Below are 17,696 nucleotides of genomic sequence, written 5' to 3'. Positions count from 1 at the left end.
TCACACAGGTGCTACTACTGGGACGGCCGCAGCCCCAGCGGGCCCGCGATCTCCTCCACCATCACCTTGCCCGCCTCGAACTCCAGCGTCTCGTCGCCCACTGCCTGGTCGGTGTCGAGGCCGTCCAGTTCCTCCAGGGGCTGGTTGAGGCGGACGTGCGCCACCACCGACTGCAGGGCGCGCAGGGTCGCGGACGCCGTGGAGCCCCAGTTGGAGAAGTAGGAGAACTGCCACCACCACATGGCCTCCGTGGTGCGGCCGGCCCGGTAGTGGGCCATGCCGTGGCGCAGGTCGGCGATGACGTCGGCGAGGTCGTCGGAGATCCGGGCCGGCACGGGTGCCTTGCGGGGCTCGTAGGGGTCGAAGACCTCGGAGTAGACGTCGATCGGCTCCAGGAGCCGGGCGAGGTTCAGGCGGAGTTCGTCCACGTCGGCCTCGGGACCCAGGTCGGGCTCGTAGCGCTCGTCGGGGAGGATGTCCTCGTGGGCGCCCAGGCGTCCGCCGGCCAGCAGGAGCTGGGAGACCTCCAGGAGGAGGAAGGGGACGGCCGAGTCCGGCTCGTCGCCCTTCGCCACCTCCCTGGTGGCCACCAGGAAGCTCTCGACCTGGTCGGCGATCTGGACCGCGAAGTCGTCGGGGTCCGGGGCGGTCGCGTGCAGTGTGGCGTCAGACATCTAGGAGTCGTCTCCCCTCGAAGGCGCGGCCGAGGGTCACTTCGTCCGCGTATTCCAGGTCGCCGCCCACCGGGAGGCCGCTGGCCAGGCGGGTGACCTTGAGGCCCATGGGCTTGATCATGCGGGCGAGGTACGTAGCCGTGGCCTCGCCCTCCAGGTTCGGGTCGGTGGCCAGGATGAGCTCCGTGACGGTCCCGTCGGCCAACCGCGTGAGAAGTTCCCGGATACGCAGGTCGTCGGGACCGACACCCTCGATCGGGCTGATCGCGCCGCCGAGGACGTGGTACTTGCCGCGGAACTCACGGGTGCGCTCGACCGCGACCACGTCCTTCGGCTCCTCCACCACGCAGATGACGGTGAGGTCGCGCCGGGGGTCGCGGCAGATGTTGCACAGCTCTTCCTGGGCGACGTTGCCGCAGGTCGCGCAGAAGCGGACCTTCGCCTTGACCTCCATCAGGCACTGCGCGAGACGCCGTACGTCGGTCGGCTCCGCCTGCAGGATGTGGAAGGCGATCCGCTGGGCGCTCTTGGGACCGACGCCGGGCAACCGCCCCAGTTCGTCGATGAGGTCCTGAACAACGCCTTCGTACAACGGACTGCCGTCCTTCCTGGGTTCCTTGCAGTACGTACGCTAGTTGGCCGGTGCCCGTCTTCGATAGGCAGGACCCGCTCCTAGAACGGCAGTCCGGGGATGCCGCTGCCGCCGCCGAGCCCCTGGGCGAGCGGGCCGAGCTTCTGCTGCTGGAGGGTCTGGGCGTTCTCGTTGGCCGCCTGGACCGCCGCGACGATCAGATCCGCGAGGGTCTCGGTGTCGTCCGGGTCCACCGCCTTCGGGTCGATCTTCAGCGCACGCAGCTCGCCGGCACCGGTGACGGTGGCCTTCACCAGGCCGCCGCCGGCCTGGCCGTCGACCTCGGTCCTGGCGAGTTCCTCCTGCGCGTTCGCCAGATCCTGCTGCATCTTCTGGGCCTGCTGAAGCAGCTGCTGCATGTTGGGCTGGCCACCACCGGGGATCACGATCAGCTCCTGTGCTTTCCGCCTTGGTCTTCCTTCAGTCCCGAGCCTACGTGTTCCACGCGGCCGTCGCCCCGGCACTCTTTCGAGTGAGTCGATGTGAAGGCCTATACCTGATCAAGGCCTCCTTCCGAGCGGAAAAGCGACCAAAGCACCCCCTGCGCCACCCATTGGGCGGTAGGAAGGGTCCGGCACATCAGCATCAGGCGTCACGCAGGGTGACCGATCAGTAGGGAGCGCCGGGTGGGTCAGCCGGAGATGCAGCCCGAGGGCCCGCCGCAGGACGGGCAGGCCGATCTGGCCGGACGGACGTTTCCGCTCGGGGACTGGGGCGAGCCCGCCGTGCGGCTGAACGAGCTGTACCGGTGGGCGGAGCGCGGGGCGCTGGAGACGGCGGCCTGGTATCTCACGGACCGGGTGTGGAAGCGGCGGGGCGCGCGGGTCCTGCGGGGCGGGGCCGCGGCGGGGGCGGTGACCGGGGCCGTGCTGCCGTTGCTGGACCTGACGGGGGTGACCGGGGCCGGGGTGGCGCCCTGGGGTTACCTCGCGCTGCTGCTCGCGGTGGCCTGTGTGGCCGTCGACCGGTACTTCGGGGTGACCTCGGGCTGGATAAGGGACGTGGCCACCGCGCAGGCCGTGCAGCGCCGGCTGCAGGTGCTGCAGTTCGACTGGGCCTCGGAGAGCGTGCGCGAAGTCCTCGGCCCCACGGACGGCACGGCCGCCGAGGCCAGCGAACGCTGTCTGGGTGTCCTGCGCCGCTTCTCGGAGGACGTCACCGAGCTGATCCGCGTCGAGACGGCCGACTGGATCGTGGAGTTCCGCAACGGTTCGGCTCCGATGGGCATCCAGGGCGCCGTGACGTCCGGCGGGCGCCAGGACCCGGGTGCCGCTCAGAGCCGGTTCCCCCTGCCCCCGGCCCCGCCCGCCCGCCCGAACATGCCCCGGCAGCGCCCACCCGAGCCCCGGTGACCGCCGCCGGCTCGCGACTCACTCGCACAAGCCCGCCGTCCGCCCGCACGGCAGATGCCCCCGCTCCCGCATGACGTCCTGGCTCGTGCCCTCGTCGAGGTAGGCGAGGAAACCGGCGGTGAGAGAGCCGGGCTGCGGGGCGCGGTAGGTGTAGGCGTACTCGACACCGCGGTAGGGGTACCTGCCCAGGTGATCGGCCGAGGCCGCCGCGCCGTCCAGGGACACCCGGCGTACGCCCTTGTGTCCGGTGGCCAGGGTGAGTTCGCTGTAGCCGAGGGCGCCGGGCTGTGCGGCGACCTTGTCCAGGACGTCCTCCGTGGAGGCGAGTTCGCAGCGCGTGACGGGGGCGCGGGCGGCGAAGGCCACCGCCTTGTCCGTCAGCGGGTCGCAGTCCAGAGAGGTCGTGGGGGACATCTCCCAGGCGCCCTCCAGCACCCGTTCCTGGAAGATCTGCCGGGTTCCCGAGTACGCGTCCCGGCTGACCAGGACGACCGGCAGGTCGGGCAGGCGCGGGAGGCCCGCGGGGCGGGAGGCGTTGAGGTCGCTCCAGCGTCTGACCTCACCGCCGTAGATCCGCTCGACCTCGTCCCGGGTCAGACCGCGTGTGCCGAGGTCGATGCCGTCGTTGACGACGAGGGTGAACACCGAGAGGGCGATCTTCTCGCCGTGCAGGCTCAGCCGGTCGCCCATCGGACCGTCCGAGAAGGCGATCACGGACCGCGCCTCCTTCGCCGACCGGGCGCCGGTGGCGGCGAGCCCGGCCACCCCGGCCTCGCTGCCGCGCGCCTCGACCGTGATGTCGGCGCCCTCGCAGTCCTTCTCGTACTGCTTCGCGAGCGTCTCGATCACCGGGGCGAAGGCGGTGGAGCCGGTCACGGTCAGAGTGCCCGTCTCACAGCCGAGCGGGGGCGGGGTGTCGTCGCGGGCGACCACGATCGTGGCGAGGACGAGGACGGAGAGGGTGAGCAGGCCGGTGAAGATCCGTGCCGCCGGGCTGAAGACGGGCGGGATCTCGTCCGGGGTGGCGCTGCGGTTGGGGTGCACCTCGCCGTCCCGGAGGCCACCGATCATCCGTATCGGACGGCCCACGTCACCGCCGGACAGCAGCACCAGCAGCTTGAAGTGGTCGCCGTGGTTGAGCGGGACGCGGGGGATGCGCAGCCGGCTGCCCTCGTAGCCGAAGCCGCGCTCCGCCGTGAAGTGGTCCATGAGGTGGTCGGTGTCGGTCGGCTGGGTGACCGACACCCCGCGGACCGTGCGGTCGCTGAACACCGCGGTCAGCCCGTGCGGTTCGGGGCCGGTGTAGTCGTCGCGGTCGATGCCCTGGGAGCCGTCGTTCTCGATGCGCAGCAGGACGAGGGTGGCGTCCGACATGTCCGGGGCCTCGTCGAAGAGCCCGAGCCGGACGTTGGCCCGGCCCAGCCGTACGTCGTCGCCGATCGGGTTGTCCATCTGGACGCGGTACCCGATCCTCTTACGGCGCGGTACCCGGCGCTCGAACCAGACCATGACCCCGGACGCGACGATGCCGAGGAGGGCGGTTCCCACCGCCACGAAGTTCTCCGCGCTCAACCACTGCACTGTGGGTGCCCCCGCAACTCCCGCAGTTCGCTCGTTCGCTCACCGTACGGCTGTGCGAGCAGGCCTGAGGCGCCGACGGCACGAAGTTCGCCCGACGTTCAACCGGCGTATGCGGGAGGGGACTTCAGGGCGAGACCGGTGCCGAGGGGGCCGACGGCGCCACGCTGGGACCCGGGTCCTCCAGGATGGCCCAGACGGTCGCACCGGCACCCAGGGCGACCACCAGCGCGACGGCGACGAGGGCGGCCGTGACGGGACGGCTCCGGTACCCCGGCGCCTCCTCCGGCTCCGGTGCGTACGGCGTCAAGTACGGGCCGGGCGAGGGGCGTTGCCGGGAGTGACCGTCCTCGGGACCGGCGGAAGCGTGCTCCTCGGACTCCTCCACCGCAGACCCTCCCCCGAGACCGCACACCTGCACGCCGGAAGACCAGTGTCTACGGCCGCCCGCCGTCCGTCGAGAGCTGGTCCAGCACCTTGGACAGCCGCTCCAACATCTCGACGGCTAGGGCGAGTTCGGCCTCCCCGAACGTCTCCGCGAGCCGGTCGGCGAAGGCGGTGTGCCCCGGGTCGATCCGTCGCACGGCGGCCAGTCCCCGCGCTGTCGGCGCGAGGAGCTTGGCGCGGCGGTGGGCGGGGTTGGGCCGGTACTCGGCCAGCTCCCGCTCCACCAGCAGATCAGCGATCCGCTGCACGCTCTGCCGCGTGATGCCCATCTCCCGGGCGATCCCGGAGACCGGCAACGGCTCCCCGAGCACCGCGCCGAGCACCTGCCACCAGGCGGCGGTGAGACCGGCGGGCCCCGCCAACTCCTCTGCCACGCCCAGGAACTGCCCGTTGAGCCGGAACACCCCGAGCGCACTGCGGCTGAGCAGTTCCTGGCGCTCCCGGCTCACTGCGCGGCCGCCTTCTCCAGTACGGCGTACGCCTGCGGGTCGGAGTCGTGGAACAGCCGGTACCAGGCGTCCAGCACCTCGCCGTCGTACACCCCGAGCAGCCGGAAGATCTCCCGGGCGAACGCGACGGGCTCGGTGGGTCCGGCGGTGATCAGTCCGCCGTCGGTCACGGCGTCCGCGTCGACGTACCGCTCGCCGCCGTCGTACCCGGTGGCCGCCAGATAGAAGGACACCGCGCTCGTGTGATCCCGCTCGTCGAGCAGTCCCTCACGCGCGAGTCCCGCGGTGGCCCCGCAGATCGCGGCGACGGGAACCCCGGCGTCGAGGAACTCCCGCGCCTTGCGGGCGAAGGGGGCCAGGTCACCGCCGGTGTCCCAGAGGTCGGCGCCCGGGAGGATCAGCAGGGAGCTCTCGGAGGGCCGTACGTCGTCCAGGGCGCACGCGGGCTGCACCTTCAGCCCGCCGATGGAGGTCACCGGCTCGTGCGCGGGGCCGGTGGTCCGGATGTCGTACCCGGCCCGGGCGAGATACGCCGTGGCGTACCCCGTCTCCCAGTCGGCGAAGGTGTCGTACACGGCGAGATGCACGGGCTTACGGCTCATGACCGCCTCCTCGGACCACGGGGGTCGACTAGATGACAACATGCTGTCATTTCGACAGTAGGCTGTCAATGGCGCCTGCTGGACAACGTGTCGCGGAATGTCCCCGTCCACAGACAGGACGCCCATACCGCTTCCGTATCGCGGACATTTACGCTCACTCGTATGACCCCTCAGCCAGACCCCGAGGTCGGCGCCGCCGTGAAGGCCGCGGACCGTGCTCATGTGTTCCACTCCTGGTCCGCGCAGGAGCTCATCGACCCGCTCGCCGTCGCCGGTGCGGAGGGGTCGTACTTCTGGGACTACGACGGCAACCGCTATCTCGACTTCACCAGCGGGCTCGTCTACACCAACATCGGTTACCAGCACCCGAAGGTCGTCGCCGCGATCCAGGAGCAGGCGGCGACGATGACGACCTTCGCGCCCGCCTTCGCCGTCGAGGCGCGCTCGGAGGCGGCCCGGCTGATCGCCGAGCGGACCCCCGGGGACCTGGACAAGATCTTCTTCACCAACGCCGGCGCCGACGCCGTCGAGCACGCCGTGCGGATGGCCCGGCTGCACACCGGGCGGCCCAAGGTGCTGTCCGCCTACCGCTCGTACCACGGCGGTACGCAGCAGGCGGTCAACCTCACCGGGGACCCCCGGCGCTGGGCCTCCGACACCGCCTCCGCCGGTGTCGTGCGCTTCTGGGCACCCTTCCTCTACCGGTCCCGCTTCTACGCCGAGACCGAGGAGCAGGAGACCGCCCGGGCGCTGGAGCACCTGGAGACGACCATCGCCTTCGAGGGGGCCGCCACCGTCGCCGCGATCATCCTGGAGACCATCCCTGGCACCGCCGGGATCATGGTCCCGCCGCCCGGCTACCTCTCCGGTGTCCGCGAGATCTGCGACAAGTACGGCATCGTCTTCATCCTGGACGAGGTGATGGCCGGGTTCGGGCGCACCGGTGAGTGGTTCGCCGCCGACCTCTTCGGGGTCGTACCCGACCTGATGACCTTCGCCAAGGGCGTCAACAGCGGATACGTGCCGCTCGGCGGGGTCGCCATCTCCGGAGCAATCGCCGACACCTTCGGGAAGCGGCCCTACCCCGGCGGGCTCACCTACTCCGGGCACCCCCTCGCCTGCGCCGCCGCCGTCGCGACGATCAACGTCATGGCGGAGGAGGGCGTCGTCGACAACGCCAAGCGCCTCGGTACGGCCGTCCTGGAACCGGCGCTGCGGGAACTCGCCGAGCGGCACCCCAGCGTCGGCGAGGTGCGCGGCGTGGGCATGTTCTGGGCCCTTGAGCTGGTGAAGAACAAGGAGACCCGCGAGCCGCTCGTGCCCTACAACGCGGCCGGTGAGGCGAACGGCCCGATGGCCGCGTTCGGGGCCGCCGCGAAGAAGCAGGGCATCTGGCCGTTCGTCAACATGAACCGGACGCACGTCGTGCCCCCGTGCAACGTGAGCGAGTCCGAGCTGAAGGAGGGGCTGGCGGCGCTGGACACGGCGCTCTCCGTGGCGGACGAATACACGGAGTAAATATCCCTCGCCTTCGAACGCGTAAGGTGGCGTGCTCGTAGACATATGTACGAGCACGCCATTTGCACTCGCGTGAGGGAGGCGCCCCGACGATGCCCGGCAGCAATGGCAGCGGTACCGTCACCCGCAGCACACTGCGGCAGCAGATCGCGGACGCGTTGCGCGACGAGGTGCTGGCCGGCCGGCTCCAGCCGGGCCAGGAGTTCACGGTCAAGGAGATCGCCGAGCAGTACGGCGTCTCCGCGACCCCGGTCCGCGAGGCACTCGTCGACCTGTCCGCGCAGGGGCTCCTGGAGGCCGACCAGCACCGCGGCTTCCATGTGCACGAGTACTCGCTCGACGACTTCCGGGGCATGATCGAGGCCCGCAGCCTGGTCACGGACGGCATGTTCCAGGCGCTCGACGCCGGACACCGGATCCTCCAGGAGCTCGACGAGCCCCGCACCGCCGCGGCCGTCGCGGGGGTACGGCGACGTGGCGAGGAGGCCCGGCGGGCCGCCGTGGCGGGCGAGCTGACCGTACTGATCGGCTACGACCTGCGCTTCTGGCGCGAGCTGAGCATCCTGTTCGGCAACACCTACCTCGCCGACTTCCTGCACCGGCTGCGGGTGCAGACCTGGGTGTGCACGGTCCAGCACCTGCGCCGGTTCACCGATCTGCGCGGCAGCCTGTGGTCCGGGCACACCGAGATCGCCGACGCCCTCCACGCGCGCGACACCGGGACCGCCCGCGAACTCCTCACCACCTACAACGGCCACTATCTGACCCTCATCGAGGGCTCCACCGCCGACTGAGCGCGTCCCGCACGGGTATGGGTCCTGCACCCGGTCCCTACGACTGCGATACGACTGCGATACGAGTCCCCCACGACGGGATCCCTCCCGGCGCCCCACCGACTACCCTGCCTTGACCACCGTGCGATGACATCCGCGCACCGCGAGTATTCGAGGAGCTGTCCTTTGGCCTGTGACCTGTGGCTGGTGCCTCTCGTCGACGTGTTGTGCCACACCCCGGACAACCCGTTCGCCGAGGAACTCGCGCAATACAACAAGGTGCTCGCCGAGGCCGGGTTGCCGCCGGTGCCGGTGTACCAGTACATGCCCGGTCTGGCGGGCGAGGTCGCCCCGGTGGCCGGCTTCGACTACGACGCCCTGCACTTCCTGCGGCGCGCCTATCTGCTCCAGGTCTGCGGGCTCCCGGTCACCCCGATCGACGAACTCGGCGGCGACTACGAGCAGTTGCTGGAGATGTTCGAGACGACGGCCCAGCAGTCCCATCTGGTCTGGCACTACGACCACGCGGGTGCGTATGTCCCCGTCGACTTCCCGCACCCGCTGGCCAACGACGAACTCCTCGCGGGCGGCGGCCCGTTGGGCTCCTCACAGGCCCTGCTGCGGGAACTGGAGATCGTGGCCCCGGTGATCGGCATCGATCCGGCCAATCCCCCGGCGCCGCCCGAGCCGCCGCGCGCTCCCACGGAACTGGAGGAGCCGGCCGTGCCCGCGCCGTACGACCCCAGCCCCTTCGCCCGTGAACGCCATGTCTGGCTGGGGCTGCACGCGGCGGCGACGAGGAGCCTCGCCCAGGGCTCGATGATCATCTTCAGCTGAGGGTCAACGCCCCAGCTGGGAGAGACCCTTCTGGACGTCCTCGTAGTTCATCACCGGGGTGTAGCTGATCTTCGCGCCCAGGTTCATGAAGAACGGCTCGCTGAACACCGGCATCTGCGAGCTGTCCTGCATGTCGAAGAACAGGTACGCGGTGCGCTGGCCGTCCTCGGCGGTGAAGTAGGCCGCTTCGGGCTTGATCTGTTCCAGAGACGCCTCGATCAGCTTCGGCAGGGTGCCGTGGCTGATGGCCTCGTTCGCCTTCTCCGTGTCCATGACCACTTTGAGCAGTACGCGCATCGCACTCACCTTCTCCGGATCGACACACGCCGATGCACGATCCCAGAGTATTCCCATATGCGTTATTTATCCCTCCGCGCTACTGGGCCCCTGGGTACTCGGCCCCGAAGGTTGAGTACCGCTACTCAGGCGCCGGACGCCGCTCGCGCGGCATCGTAGGGATCACAGACGGGGCCCGAGGCTCCGATACGACTTCCTGGGGGTCCACATGACCGGCTCGCGCTCCTTCCTCAACCCGCTCTCTCTCGGCTATCTGCTCGTCGTGGCCGCGGTCGTCGGCTGGGTCGGCGTGGACGCGCTGTTCGTCGAGCACGCCGACGCGAGTCTCGCCGGTGTCTGGGCGTTCCTGGTCACCGCCCCGGCGTCGCTGCTGTTCGTGATGCTGCCGACCGGTCTCGCCTGGGTCGGGATAGTCGCCGGGGCCTTGGTGAACGCGGCCGTGCTCGGGGCGGCGTACCGGAGCATCAGCGGCCGTCGACCGCACCCCACCGCCTGAGGTCCCACGGCTCGAACACCACACCCCGGCGTCCACCCGGCAGCCAACTGCCCGGTGGACGCCGGGGTTTCGTGCGTCATCGGCACGAGCGCCCGCGCGGTGATCCGCTGAACGGGTGAATGTCCGCATACGCCCATAATCGTCTGGGCATGCAGCGCGCATGCGCCCTGTCTTGATCATCTCGGTCCTCCTCGCTGCCCTCATGCCGCTCGCCGCCCCGCCCGCCCACGCGGTCGCCGTACCGCCGGGGCACGTCTACTTCTGGGCGGAGCCGGGGCAGATGGGGCCGGGCGGCGCCTGGGACTACGCGCCGCCGGGGTACAAGGAGGCGGCGCCGCGGGTGAAGCGGCACGCGTACTCCTTCGACTCGCACGCGTCCGGGACGGTGTACGCGATCAGCTTCCAGGGCGGCGGCGCATGTCTGTACCGGGCGATCCGGCCGGACGACTACTCCGACAACTGGGCCTGGGCCACGAAGTTCGACGGGGTCAGTGACACCCCGATGGGCTGCGAGGCCGGCTGACCCGCCCACCGATCCGCCCATGCGTCCTCGTACGGCGGCGGCCCTGGCCGTCCTCCTCACCTGGCTCACCGCCTGCACGGCCCACCCGGCGCCCAGCGCCGACGACGTCGTCAAGGCGGCCACCCGCAAGCTCACCGACGACTGTCTGACCCGACAGGGCCTCACCGCGAAGTCGGATCAACAGCGCGTGTCCGACGCCCTGTTCGGTGCCGGCAAGGCAGAGCTGTCGCTCCGGCTGCCCACCGGCTACACGGTCCGCGCGCACACCGACGGCTGTCTCGCGGCAGCCCAACAGCGGCTCTACGGCGACCAGGACCGCTGGTTCCGCACGTCCGTCGTCGTCAACAACCTCGAACCCGAGGCCGCGAGGACCGGCCGCCCGCTCGCCGAGGTCCGCGCCGCGCACCACGCGGAGCTCGCGGAGTGGCAGCGGCTGCGCGCCCACGCCCTCACCACAGCGACCGCCCTGCTGAAGGGCGGCGGCAGTACCCACCCGAGCACCAGCCACCTGAAGGGAAACCAGTGAAGCGCTTCATCGCCGTCCTGTCCGCCGGACTGCTCGCCACCGGAGTCGTCCTCGCCACCTCGGCCTCGGCCCAGGCGGCGTCCTGCGGCAGCGGGAACTTCTGCGCGTGGACGGACGCCAACTTCCAGGGCCAGAAGATCGAGTGGACCGGCGACGACGGCTGGTGGGAGGGGAACATGGCCGACCAGGACTCCTCGTGGGCGAACCACGGCATCTCCGGTCCCGGCATCAAGGACCACGTCAAGGTGTACGCCTCCGCCAAGCAGCTCGGCCCCATGACCATCTGTCTGGCGCCCGGCCAGGAGGTCGGCTACAACGGCGTGGCCAACGACCGAGGTGACTCCCACATCTGGGCGAACGGCTGCTGAGCACCGATGAACGGAGCGGGTCCCCGGCCGGGCGGCCGGGGACCCGTCGCGTTCAGGGCGTGCCCGCGAGCTTCGACGCGGGGGCTTGTGGGCGCGACGCTGTGCCGTCCGGCTCGGCGGACCGTGCCTGCCTGCGGACGACCTGCGTCCAGGCGGTCGCGGCCAGAGCTGCCACGGCCAGTGCGGTCAGAGTGGCCAGCAGCACCGTCGTGTGGGATCCGGCGCTGTCGGCGACCCGGGCGACCGGGTTGGGCAGGCCGAGGCGGTCGGCCAGCCAGCCGAGGGCCGCCGTGCCGGTGAGCACCGCGCCGGTCAGCCGCAGCACCGGCTGGACCCGCAACCGGGCGAGGACGAGCAGCGAGGGCAGGGCGAGGCAGACCAGCAGGAGCTGGACGAGTTCGATGCCGAGGTTGAAGCCGAGGAGGCTGGTCACCAACTGGCCTGTGGTCAGCTGCATTTCGGCGAGCACGAAGGAGAACGCCATGCCGTGGCCGAGCCCGAAGACTCCGGCCACCAACGCCTCCTTGCCCGGGAAGAGGGGGCGGACGGCATGGATCGCGCCGACCAGGATGCTGGCGGCGATGAACGCCTCGACCGGCCGGCCGGGGATGTCCAGACGGCCCAGCGCGGTGGCGGCCAGCGCCATGGAGTGACCGGCGGTGAAGGCGAGCGTGATGCCGCCGATGCGGGTCAGGGCGCTCCTGGCGCCGACCAGGCCGTCCCAGCGCCCGGCTCTGGCCGCGAGCGGGGCGGGCAGCAGCAGGATGAGCAGGAACAGCAGGTGGTCGGTGCCGGTGAGGATGTGGTCGCCGCCGAGTTCGAGCATGGCGACGAAGCCCCGCCAGGCGCTGCCGGCGCCGAGATCGACCTTCAGCGCCGGGACCTTCATGGTCCGGGTGTCGACGCGGATCGTGCCGACCTGGGTGGTGCCCTCGCCGTCGACCTGACCCGCCGCCCAGTCCTGACGGACCGTCACCAGCACGGTGTGCGTGATGACTTGGTGGACGATGACGTCGTAGCCGAAGGTGAAGTGGCGTACGTCGGTCCCGGCCGGCGGGGTGAGTTCGGCGCGGGCGACCAGCTCGCGGTAGGTGCCGGTGTCGGTCTGGACCGCTTGGCTCAGGCTGAGGCGGCCGATGGTGACCTGCCAGGTCCGGCCGTCGGTGGCGGTCGGATGGATGTGTGCGACCAAGGAGGCGCGGATGGCCCCGGTCCGGGCGGTCAGCGTCTTCTCGGACACGTCGATCCCGCTCGCCCGGGTGAACTCGCCGACGGGGATCTCCAGACGGGCGGAGACCGAGTGCTCGTACACGTCGAGCTGCACCACCGAGTGCGGCATCGGATGCGCGGCGGCCGGCGACGCCCCGAGAAGGAGCGCCGCCGGTACCGCGATCGCGATCCCGGCAACCCAGCGGAGCGCTGTGGTCAGCCAGTTTCGCGGCCCGGTCATGAGAAGGAGAACTCGCTGCCGTAGTCGCGGGTGTGGTCGCGGTACACCGTGTGGTAGTGGACCTTGTCGCGGTACACCACGCCGGTCTGGCAGATGAACTCGACCCACACGTGGGGGCCGTCGATACGGACGTAGTCGCCGTTGGTGTCAAGGCCGGTGCCGCCGGAGTAGCTGATGTAGGTGTCCTTCAGCTCCTTGGCGTACGTCTTCATCAGCTGCTTCGCGGTGGCGTCGTCCACGTCCGCGACCCAGGGGTGGATGGCCGCGAGGACGAGCTTCTGCTGCTTGGGGGAGAGCTCGCTGACCTTCAGGCCCTCCTTGGTCGCCGGGAACTCGCCGTCGGAGCCCGGGCCGAGGAGCACGTCGCCGAAGGACTCGGACAGCTTGGCGGCGGCCAGCTGCTCGGTCGTCAGGCTGCCGGTGAGGCCGAGCATGCCGTTGCGGAACTCGGCCATCGGCTCGTACGTCGTGCCGTCGTCCGCGGTCCAGCTGGTGGGCTCGATGCCGCTGAAGAAGGGGCTGGCGCCGGCGACCTTGCCGTTCTTGAACGTGATGTTGACGGCGAGGTGGTGGCCGCCGAAGTGCAGCTGCCAGGTGCCGGTCCTGGACGGGGTGCCCAGGAACGCCAGGTAGTAGTAGCCGCTGCCGTACGCGAAGCCGCCCCCGCCACCGCCGCCGGAGGGCGGGGCGCCCGTCGGGACGTCGGTCGGAGCGGCCGTGCTCGACGCGGTGTCGGTCGCCGTGGCCGTGCTCGTCGCCGTGTCGGTGGCCGTCGCGCCCGGCGCCGGGGCGGCGGAGCTGGTGGACTCCGCCGAGGCGAGCACGTCGTCGGCCAGGATGGTCTGCATGACGTGGTCGTAGCCGGTGTCCTTGCCGGACCCCAGGGCCACCTTCAGCACGCTCTCGGCGGCGGCCAGCTGCGCGTCGCTCAGCGAGCCGAAGTCGATGCCGGGGCGGCAGGTCCCGGCGCACGGGAGGTTCGACCAGGCGGTCGCGTTGGCCTGGCTGAAGTCCAGGACGGTGGCCGTCTGCTGGTCCGCGTCCAGCGTGTTGAGGAACGCGTTGGCGACGCTGACCACGGCGGCGGTGCCGGTGGCCTTCCTGTCGATCGCGAAGTGGGCCGGCGCCTTCGTGTTGCCGGTGGTCGCGGCGTTCGCCGCCACGAATCCGCCACCGACGAGGACGACACCGGCGACGGCTCCGGCGGCGACCCGCCATGTGCGCCGCTTGCGCGCCTGACTGGTTCTTTCCCTGCTCACGAACACTCCCTGGGGACGACGGGTGGGTTGGACGCGCGCGCTGAACGAGAGAACTACCAGCAGAATTGTTGACAGTTCAATGCGCGCGCGTCCGGACCACGTCCCTTTTGGGAGGTGTGCGACTCATATCGAAGAAATAAGCATGGCCTGCCGACAGGTTGCGCTTATCGCGCCTTCAGTGGGTGAAACCTCAACGGCCTTACGAGAAGACGGCCGTACCGGCCTGCGTCAGCTTCCAGTTGGTGACCGCGAAGTCCTTGGGGTCCAGGGAGCCCTTCGACGTCACGTAGTCGATCATCAGCTGGCGGATCTCGTTGGTGGAGCTGTAGGCGATGTCGGCGGTCGCGATGTGCGGGTAGCCGGAGCCGCCGTTGGCCCGGTAGTTGTTGACGGCGACGACGAAGACCTGGTCGTCGGCGACCGAAGTGCCGTTGTAGGAAAGGTTCTTGATCCGCGAACCCTCCGCCTGCGCGATGTCGATGTCGTACGAGACGCCCGCGGCGGTGTCGTACATGTAGTCCCAGAAGCTGTTGGCGTTGGTGAGGGTCGCGGTGTCGACCTTCGTGCCGGCGGCCACCTGGTGGTAGTACTTCGCCGCGTACTCCAGGTAGTCCTTGAGCTGGGCGCCGGTGAGCTTCTTGCCGTACAGGGTGTTGTCGTAGATGTAGAGCCCGGCGATGTCCTTGATGGTGACGCTGCCCGCGGGGATGTCGGCGGTGCGGGAGAAGGGCGCGGCGACCGAGATCAGCGGGAGGGCGGCGTCGGCGGTCGACAGGCCGGCCTTGACGGTGTCCATCTGGACCTGGTGGATGAAGTCCATGATCGGGACGTCCTTCCAGCAGGACTCCACCGCGGAGAGGTCCTCGGTGCAGGTGCCGACGGTGGTGTTGACGTACTTCACGACCAGCTCGTGGTCGGCCTCCAGGAGCTTCTTGATCTCCGGGTCCTCGTCGACCGTGTTGGGGTTGAGGGTCTGGGCGGTCTTCTTGGTCACCTTCCACTGTCCCCGCACGAGCTCCAGCTCGAAGTCGAAGACGCTGAGCCGTTGACTTGCTCCTCGGGTTGAAGCCCGAGGATTCTGGCCTTCCCCGTCGAACCCTGTGCCGCTACGCGGCACGGGGTTCGGTCGGGAGTCCGTGGCTTCCTGTTTCTTCGCGCTGTGCCAGAACAGGTTCTGGTCTTACCGGCGCTCCGCAGGCTGATACCGCCAGTCCGGCGGCCGTTTTGACGTTGATCGCGGCATTGTGGTCCCGGTCATGGACCGTGCCGCACGCGGCGCAGGTCCATTCCCGGATGTTCAGGGGTTTGGGCCCGTCCTTGACGCCGCAGGCCGAACAGGTCTGGGAGGTCGGCTCGAACCGGCCGATCTTCACGAGGGTGCGCCCGTACCGGGTGGCTTTGTACTCCAGTATGGCCACGAACTGTGACCAGCCCGCGTCATGCACACTCTTGGCCAGCCTGGTGCGCGCGAGTCCGTTGACCGCCAGGTCCTCCACGCCGATCGCTTGGTTGTCGCGGATCAGCTGGGTGGAGAGTTGATGGTGGAACTCGCGGCGGGCGTCGGCAACCTGTGCGTGGGCGCGGGCGACCTTCAGGCGGGCTTTCTCCCGGTTCCTGGATCCCTTCTGCTTGCGGGACAGGTCCCGCTGGGCCTTCTTCAGTTTCTTCTCCGCCCGGCGCAAAAACCGCGGGGAGTCGATCTTTGTGCCGTCGGACAGGACGGCGAAGTGGGTCAGGCCCAGGTCGATGCCGACCGTCCGGTCGGTGTCCGGCATCGCGGCGGCGTCGGCGTGCGGGTCGGTGTCGATGACGAAGGACGCGAAGTACCTGCCGGCCGCGTCTTTGACCACGGTGACCGAGGTCGGGGCAGTGGGCAAAGCGCGGGACCACTTCACCTTCACCGCCCCGATCTTCGGCAGGGTCAGACGGCCGCTGCCGGTGATGTTCCAGCGGGCGTTGGCGGTGAACCGGATCGCCTGCCGGTTGTCCTTGCGGGACTTGAACCGGGGTGCACCCAGTTTCGGGCCCCTGCGGGTGCCCTTGAGGGAGGCGAAGAAGTTGCGGTAGGCGCTCTCGGCGTCCCGCAGGGACTGCTGGAGCACCACCGCGGAGACCTCGCCCAGCCAGGACCGCTCCACGGTCTGTTTCGCCTCGGTGATCAGCCTCTTCGACAGCTCTGCGGCCTTGGGGAACGGCAGCTCGGCCCTTCTGGCCTCCTCACGGGCGCGGACCGCGTCGTTGAACACGACACGGGCGCACCCGAACGCCCTCGCCAAGGCCTGCTGTTGGCCGGTGTCCGGGTACAGGCGGAAGGAGTACCGGAGCTGCATGACCATCACGCTACATACTTGGGTTATGGACGATATGCGGAAGATCAGAACTGGTCGGCACTGTTTTTTCGTGATGCACGTCCACTTGGTCTTCGTGACCAAATTCCGCCACAAGGTGTTCACCGATGCCCACTTGAGGCGGATGGAGGAGATCATGCGGTCGGTGTGTACGGACTTCGAGTGCGAGTTGGCCGAATTCAACGGCGGAGACAACCACGTCCACCTGCTGGTGGACTTCCCGCCCAAGGTCGCCGTCACCAAGCTGGTCAACTCCCTCAAGGGCGTCTCCTCCCTCCGCCTGCGCCTGGGGGCACCTCCCGGCCGAAGGCTGGGGGAGAGTTCCCCGACCTGGAACGCCACTACTGGCGCGCCAACAAAACTCTGGTCCGGCTCCTACTTCGCCGGAACCCTCGACGGCGCCCCGCTCAGCACGGTCAGGCAGTACATCAAACAGCAGAACCGGCCGGTGTGAACATCGGCCGACTCCGCCGGACCTGAATCCGCGACACTCCGCGTTGCCACCATCAGAGTCGCTTCACCACCGGCCTGAAGGACTCTGCTGGGAAAGGCGCGGATTTCCCAGCAGAGTCCTGGAGTCCGATGCGCTGCGAATGAATTCCGGTAGCCCCAGCAGTACGGCTCGGACAGCAGGACGTCCTCGCCGGTCTCCTCGTTCTTCACGGTGTACGAGGTCACCTCGACGTGGGTGTGGCCGACCAGGATCGCGTCGATGCCAGGGACCTGCTGGGCGACGAGGTTGGAGGCGTTCTCGATGTACGGCAGCGAGTCGCCGCAGGACGAGGAACCGTCCAGGCCCGAGTGGTCGGTGAGGAAGACGACGTCACAGCCGAGCGCGCGCAGCCGGGGCACGTTCTTCTTCGCCTGCTCGGCAGCGGCGGCCAGTGCGTCGAAGTCGCCGCCTGCCCCCACACCACCCACATCCGCGACTCCAAGAACCCCGACGGCCCACACCTCACCGTCTCCGGCGAAACGTGGGCCGCGTTCGTCTCAAGCGCCAGCTGAATTAAAGGTCTTGGAAGAACCACAGGGACAGCGTCAGGATCACGCCCCGGAGCCTTCCGGCCGTGCGCAGCCACAGGCCCCACGTCACCAGTAGCGACAGCGTGACCGTGAGGATCAGGGCCACGGGGGCCCGGTCGGCGTACAAGGCGTCTCGGTGGACCCACACCAGGTAGGTCCACCACGCGGCGGACGTCGCGGTGAGGAGCGACTCGGCCCGGAGGCCGACGAGTTCCTACCGGAGCGGCTTCAGCAGAGGCTCGTCCCCCCACCGATCAGCATCAGCGCCCCGACCGCCACCCCGAAGACCAGCCGAAGTCCCACGACGGTCCAGGAGACGCGTCGCAGCCATACCTTGCCCGGGTACAGCATCGCCCAAGTCACGGGCAGTGAGGCCCACAGCGCGTAAGCCACGTTCCGGTAGAGGTCCTGGGACGAGAGGTCACAGGCGCCGTTCGACGAGTCGGCGTGCAGGCTCACGGCGACGAATATGGCGAGCGCTCCCTCCAGGAACAGGACCGGTATCCGCCAGGTCAGGCCCCGAGAGGCCGTTGTGTCTGTCATTT

Annotated in this window: 23 protein-coding genes and 2 pseudogenes; 10 read left to right on the top strand and 15 right to left on the bottom strand. The window is 69.5% G+C overall.

Annotation, left to right across the window (positions count from 1 at the left end; all coding sequences use genetic code 11):
- Positions 1-14: 14 nt before the first annotated feature.
- The 3 genes from OHT57_RS26765 to OHT57_RS26755 all read right to left on the bottom strand — a co-directional run bounded on the left by OHT57_RS26765 (position 15) and on the right by OHT57_RS26755 (position 1,691).
- Positions 15-674, bottom strand: coding sequence for a DUF5063 domain-containing protein (locus OHT57_RS26765; protein WP_328749051.1), 660 nt, complete (start codon positions 672-674; stop codon positions 15-17).
- Entirely contained in the window at positions 667-1,266 is a 600-nt protein-coding gene (gene recR, locus OHT57_RS26760; protein WP_328749050.1) for a recombination mediator RecR, read from the bottom strand. The genes OHT57_RS26765 and recR overlap by 8 nt, the downstream gene beginning before the upstream one ends.
- A gap of 80 nt (positions 1,267-1,346) precedes the next feature.
- On the bottom strand, positions 1,347-1,691 hold the full coding sequence (locus tag OHT57_RS26755; RefSeq protein WP_026178802.1) for a YbaB/EbfC family nucleoid-associated protein: 345 nt from the start codon (positions 1,689-1,691) through the stop codon (positions 1,347-1,349).
- A 240-nt stretch (positions 1,692-1,931) separates the two neighbouring features.
- Here OHT57_RS26755 and OHT57_RS26750 point away from each other — a divergent pair, with 240 nt between their 5' ends.
- Positions 1,932-2,657: an SLATT domain-containing protein gene (locus OHT57_RS26750; protein WP_328749049.1), complete on the top strand. Its 726-nt coding sequence runs from the start codon at positions 1,932-1,934 to the stop codon at positions 2,655-2,657.
- A gap of 18 nt (positions 2,658-2,675) precedes the next feature.
- Here OHT57_RS26750 and OHT57_RS26745 read toward each other — a convergent pair whose 3' ends face one another.
- From OHT57_RS26745 to OHT57_RS26730, 4 genes are all read right to left on the bottom strand, one after another.
- A complete protein-coding gene (locus OHT57_RS26745) occupies positions 2,676-4,238 on the bottom strand; it encodes a PstS family phosphate ABC transporter substrate-binding protein (RefSeq protein WP_328749048.1) in 1,563 nt (520 codons plus the stop codon).
- Positions 4,239-4,362: 124 nt separating this feature from the next.
- Positions 4,363-4,623 carry a hypothetical protein gene (locus OHT57_RS26740; protein ID WP_328749047.1) on the bottom strand — a complete coding sequence of 87 codons (261 nt, stop codon included), beginning with the start codon at positions 4,621-4,623 and terminating at the stop codon, positions 4,363-4,365.
- 49 nt (positions 4,624-4,672) lie between these two features.
- The gene (locus OHT57_RS26735) at positions 4,673-5,131 is read right to left on the bottom strand and encodes a MarR family winged helix-turn-helix transcriptional regulator (protein ID WP_328749046.1); all 459 of its coding nucleotides are present in this window, start codon (positions 5,129-5,131) and stop codon (positions 4,673-4,675) included.
- On the bottom strand, positions 5,128-5,733 hold the full coding sequence (locus OHT57_RS26730; protein ID WP_328749045.1) for a type 1 glutamine amidotransferase family protein: 606 nt from the start codon (positions 5,731-5,733) through the stop codon (positions 5,128-5,130). Before OHT57_RS26730 ends, OHT57_RS26735 begins: the two co-directional genes overlap by 4 nt.
- Positions 5,734-5,895: 162 nt before the next feature.
- Between OHT57_RS26730 and OHT57_RS26725 the strand changes: the two genes are divergently transcribed.
- The 3 genes from OHT57_RS26725 to OHT57_RS26715 all read left to right on the top strand — a co-directional run bounded on the left by OHT57_RS26725 (position 5,896) and on the right by OHT57_RS26715 (position 8,861).
- The gene (locus OHT57_RS26725) at positions 5,896-7,251 is read left to right on the top strand and encodes an aspartate aminotransferase family protein (RefSeq protein WP_328749044.1); all 1,356 of its coding nucleotides are present in this window, start codon (positions 5,896-5,898) and stop codon (positions 7,249-7,251) included.
- A gap of 92 nt (positions 7,252-7,343) precedes the next feature.
- Positions 7,344-8,045, top strand: a complete 702-nt coding sequence (locus tag OHT57_RS26720) for a GntR family transcriptional regulator (RefSeq protein ID WP_328749043.1) — start codon at positions 7,344-7,346, stop codon at positions 8,043-8,045.
- A gap of 165 nt (positions 8,046-8,210) precedes the next feature.
- Entirely contained in the window at positions 8,211-8,861 is a 651-nt protein-coding gene (locus OHT57_RS26715) for a hypothetical protein (RefSeq protein ID WP_328749042.1), read from the top strand.
- A gap of 3 nt (positions 8,862-8,864) precedes the next feature.
- Here the strand turns inward: OHT57_RS26715 and OHT57_RS26710 are convergent, their stop codons facing one another.
- Positions 8,865-9,158: a hypothetical protein gene (locus OHT57_RS26710; protein WP_328749041.1), complete on the bottom strand. Its 294-nt coding sequence runs from the start codon at positions 9,156-9,158 to the stop codon at positions 8,865-8,867.
- A gap of 208 nt (positions 9,159-9,366) precedes the next feature.
- Between OHT57_RS26710 and OHT57_RS26705 the strand changes: the two genes are divergently transcribed.
- The 4 genes from OHT57_RS26705 to OHT57_RS26690 all read left to right on the top strand — a co-directional run bounded on the left by OHT57_RS26705 (position 9,367) and on the right by OHT57_RS26690 (position 11,071).
- Positions 9,367-9,654: an SCO4225 family membrane protein gene (locus tag OHT57_RS26705; protein WP_328749040.1), complete on the top strand. Its 288-nt coding sequence runs from the start codon at positions 9,367-9,369 to the stop codon at positions 9,652-9,654.
- 160 nt (positions 9,655-9,814) lie between these two features.
- Positions 9,815-10,177: a hypothetical protein gene (locus OHT57_RS26700; RefSeq protein ID WP_328749039.1), complete on the top strand. Its 363-nt coding sequence runs from the start codon at positions 9,815-9,817 to the stop codon at positions 10,175-10,177.
- A 19-nt stretch (positions 10,178-10,196) separates the two neighbouring features.
- Positions 10,197-10,703: a hypothetical protein gene (locus OHT57_RS26695; protein WP_328749038.1), complete on the top strand. Its 507-nt coding sequence runs from the start codon at positions 10,197-10,199 to the stop codon at positions 10,701-10,703.
- The gene (locus OHT57_RS26690) at positions 10,700-11,071 is read left to right on the top strand and encodes a peptidase inhibitor family I36 protein (protein WP_328749037.1); all 372 of its coding nucleotides are present in this window, start codon (positions 10,700-10,702) and stop codon (positions 11,069-11,071) included. The genes OHT57_RS26695 and OHT57_RS26690 overlap by 4 nt, the downstream gene beginning before the upstream one ends.
- Positions 11,072-11,123: 52 nt before the next feature.
- On the opposite strand, the gene OHT57_RS26685 is transcribed toward OHT57_RS26690, so the two are convergent.
- From OHT57_RS26685 to OHT57_RS26670, 4 genes and pseudogenes are all read right to left on the bottom strand, one after another.
- Positions 11,124-12,521 (bottom strand): HupE/UreJ family protein, encoded by a 1,398-nt coding sequence (locus OHT57_RS26685; RefSeq protein WP_328749036.1) that lies wholly within the window; start codon positions 12,519-12,521, stop codon positions 11,124-11,126.
- Positions 12,518-13,780: a DUF3500 domain-containing protein gene (locus tag OHT57_RS26680; protein ID WP_328749035.1), complete on the bottom strand. Its 1,263-nt coding sequence runs from the start codon at positions 13,778-13,780 to the stop codon at positions 12,518-12,520. The genes OHT57_RS26685 and OHT57_RS26680 overlap by 4 nt, the downstream gene beginning before the upstream one ends.
- A gap of 199 nt (positions 13,781-13,979) precedes the next feature.
- Positions 13,980-14,825 (bottom strand): annotated as a pseudogene (locus OHT57_RS26675) (5'-nucleotidase C-terminal domain-containing protein); the annotation flags it as partial.
- A 61-nt stretch (positions 14,826-14,886) separates the two neighbouring features.
- Positions 14,887-16,110: an RNA-guided endonuclease InsQ/TnpB family protein gene (locus tag OHT57_RS26670; protein ID WP_328749034.1), complete on the bottom strand. Its 1,224-nt coding sequence runs from the start codon at positions 16,108-16,110 to the stop codon at positions 14,887-14,889.
- 25 nt (positions 16,111-16,135) lie between these two features.
- Between OHT57_RS26670 and tnpA the strand changes: the two genes are divergently transcribed.
- Positions 16,136-16,582 carry an IS200/IS605 family transposase gene (gene tnpA, locus OHT57_RS26665; RefSeq protein WP_328749033.1) on the top strand — a complete coding sequence of 149 codons (447 nt, stop codon included), beginning with the start codon at positions 16,136-16,138 and terminating at the stop codon, positions 16,580-16,582.
- Positions 16,583-16,722: 140 nt separating this feature from the next.
- Here tnpA and OHT57_RS47510 read toward each other — a convergent pair.
- Positions 16,723-17,073: pseudogene (locus OHT57_RS47510) on the bottom strand (bifunctional metallophosphatase/5'-nucleotidase); the annotation flags it as partial.
- Here OHT57_RS47510 and OHT57_RS47505 point away from each other — a divergent pair.
- Entirely contained in the window at positions 17,050-17,133 is an 84-nt protein-coding gene (locus tag OHT57_RS47505; RefSeq protein WP_443053629.1) for a DUF397 domain-containing protein, read from the top strand. The pseudogene OHT57_RS47510 and the gene OHT57_RS47505 sit on opposite strands and share 24 nt — an antisense overlap.
- 1 nt (position 17,134) lies before the next feature.
- On the opposite strand, the gene OHT57_RS26650 is transcribed toward OHT57_RS47505, so the two are convergent.
- Both OHT57_RS26650 and OHT57_RS26645 read right to left on the bottom strand, forming a co-directional pair.
- A complete protein-coding gene (locus OHT57_RS26650; RefSeq protein WP_328749032.1) occupies positions 17,135-17,299 on the bottom strand; it encodes a hypothetical protein in 165 nt (54 codons plus the stop codon).
- A gap of 80 nt (positions 17,300-17,379) precedes the next feature.
- A complete protein-coding gene (locus OHT57_RS26645) occupies positions 17,380-17,694 on the bottom strand; it encodes a hypothetical protein (protein WP_328749031.1) in 315 nt (104 codons plus the stop codon).
- Between the last annotated feature and the right edge of the window lie 2 nt (positions 17,695-17,696).

The sequence above is a fragment of the Streptomyces sp. NBC_00285 genome (genome assembly GCF_036174265.1).
GTDB lineage: Bacteria > Actinomycetota > Actinomycetes > Streptomycetales > Streptomycetaceae > Streptomyces.
Note: the sequence above shows the minus strand (reverse complement) of the source record. Positions and strands in the feature narration are given on the sequence as shown.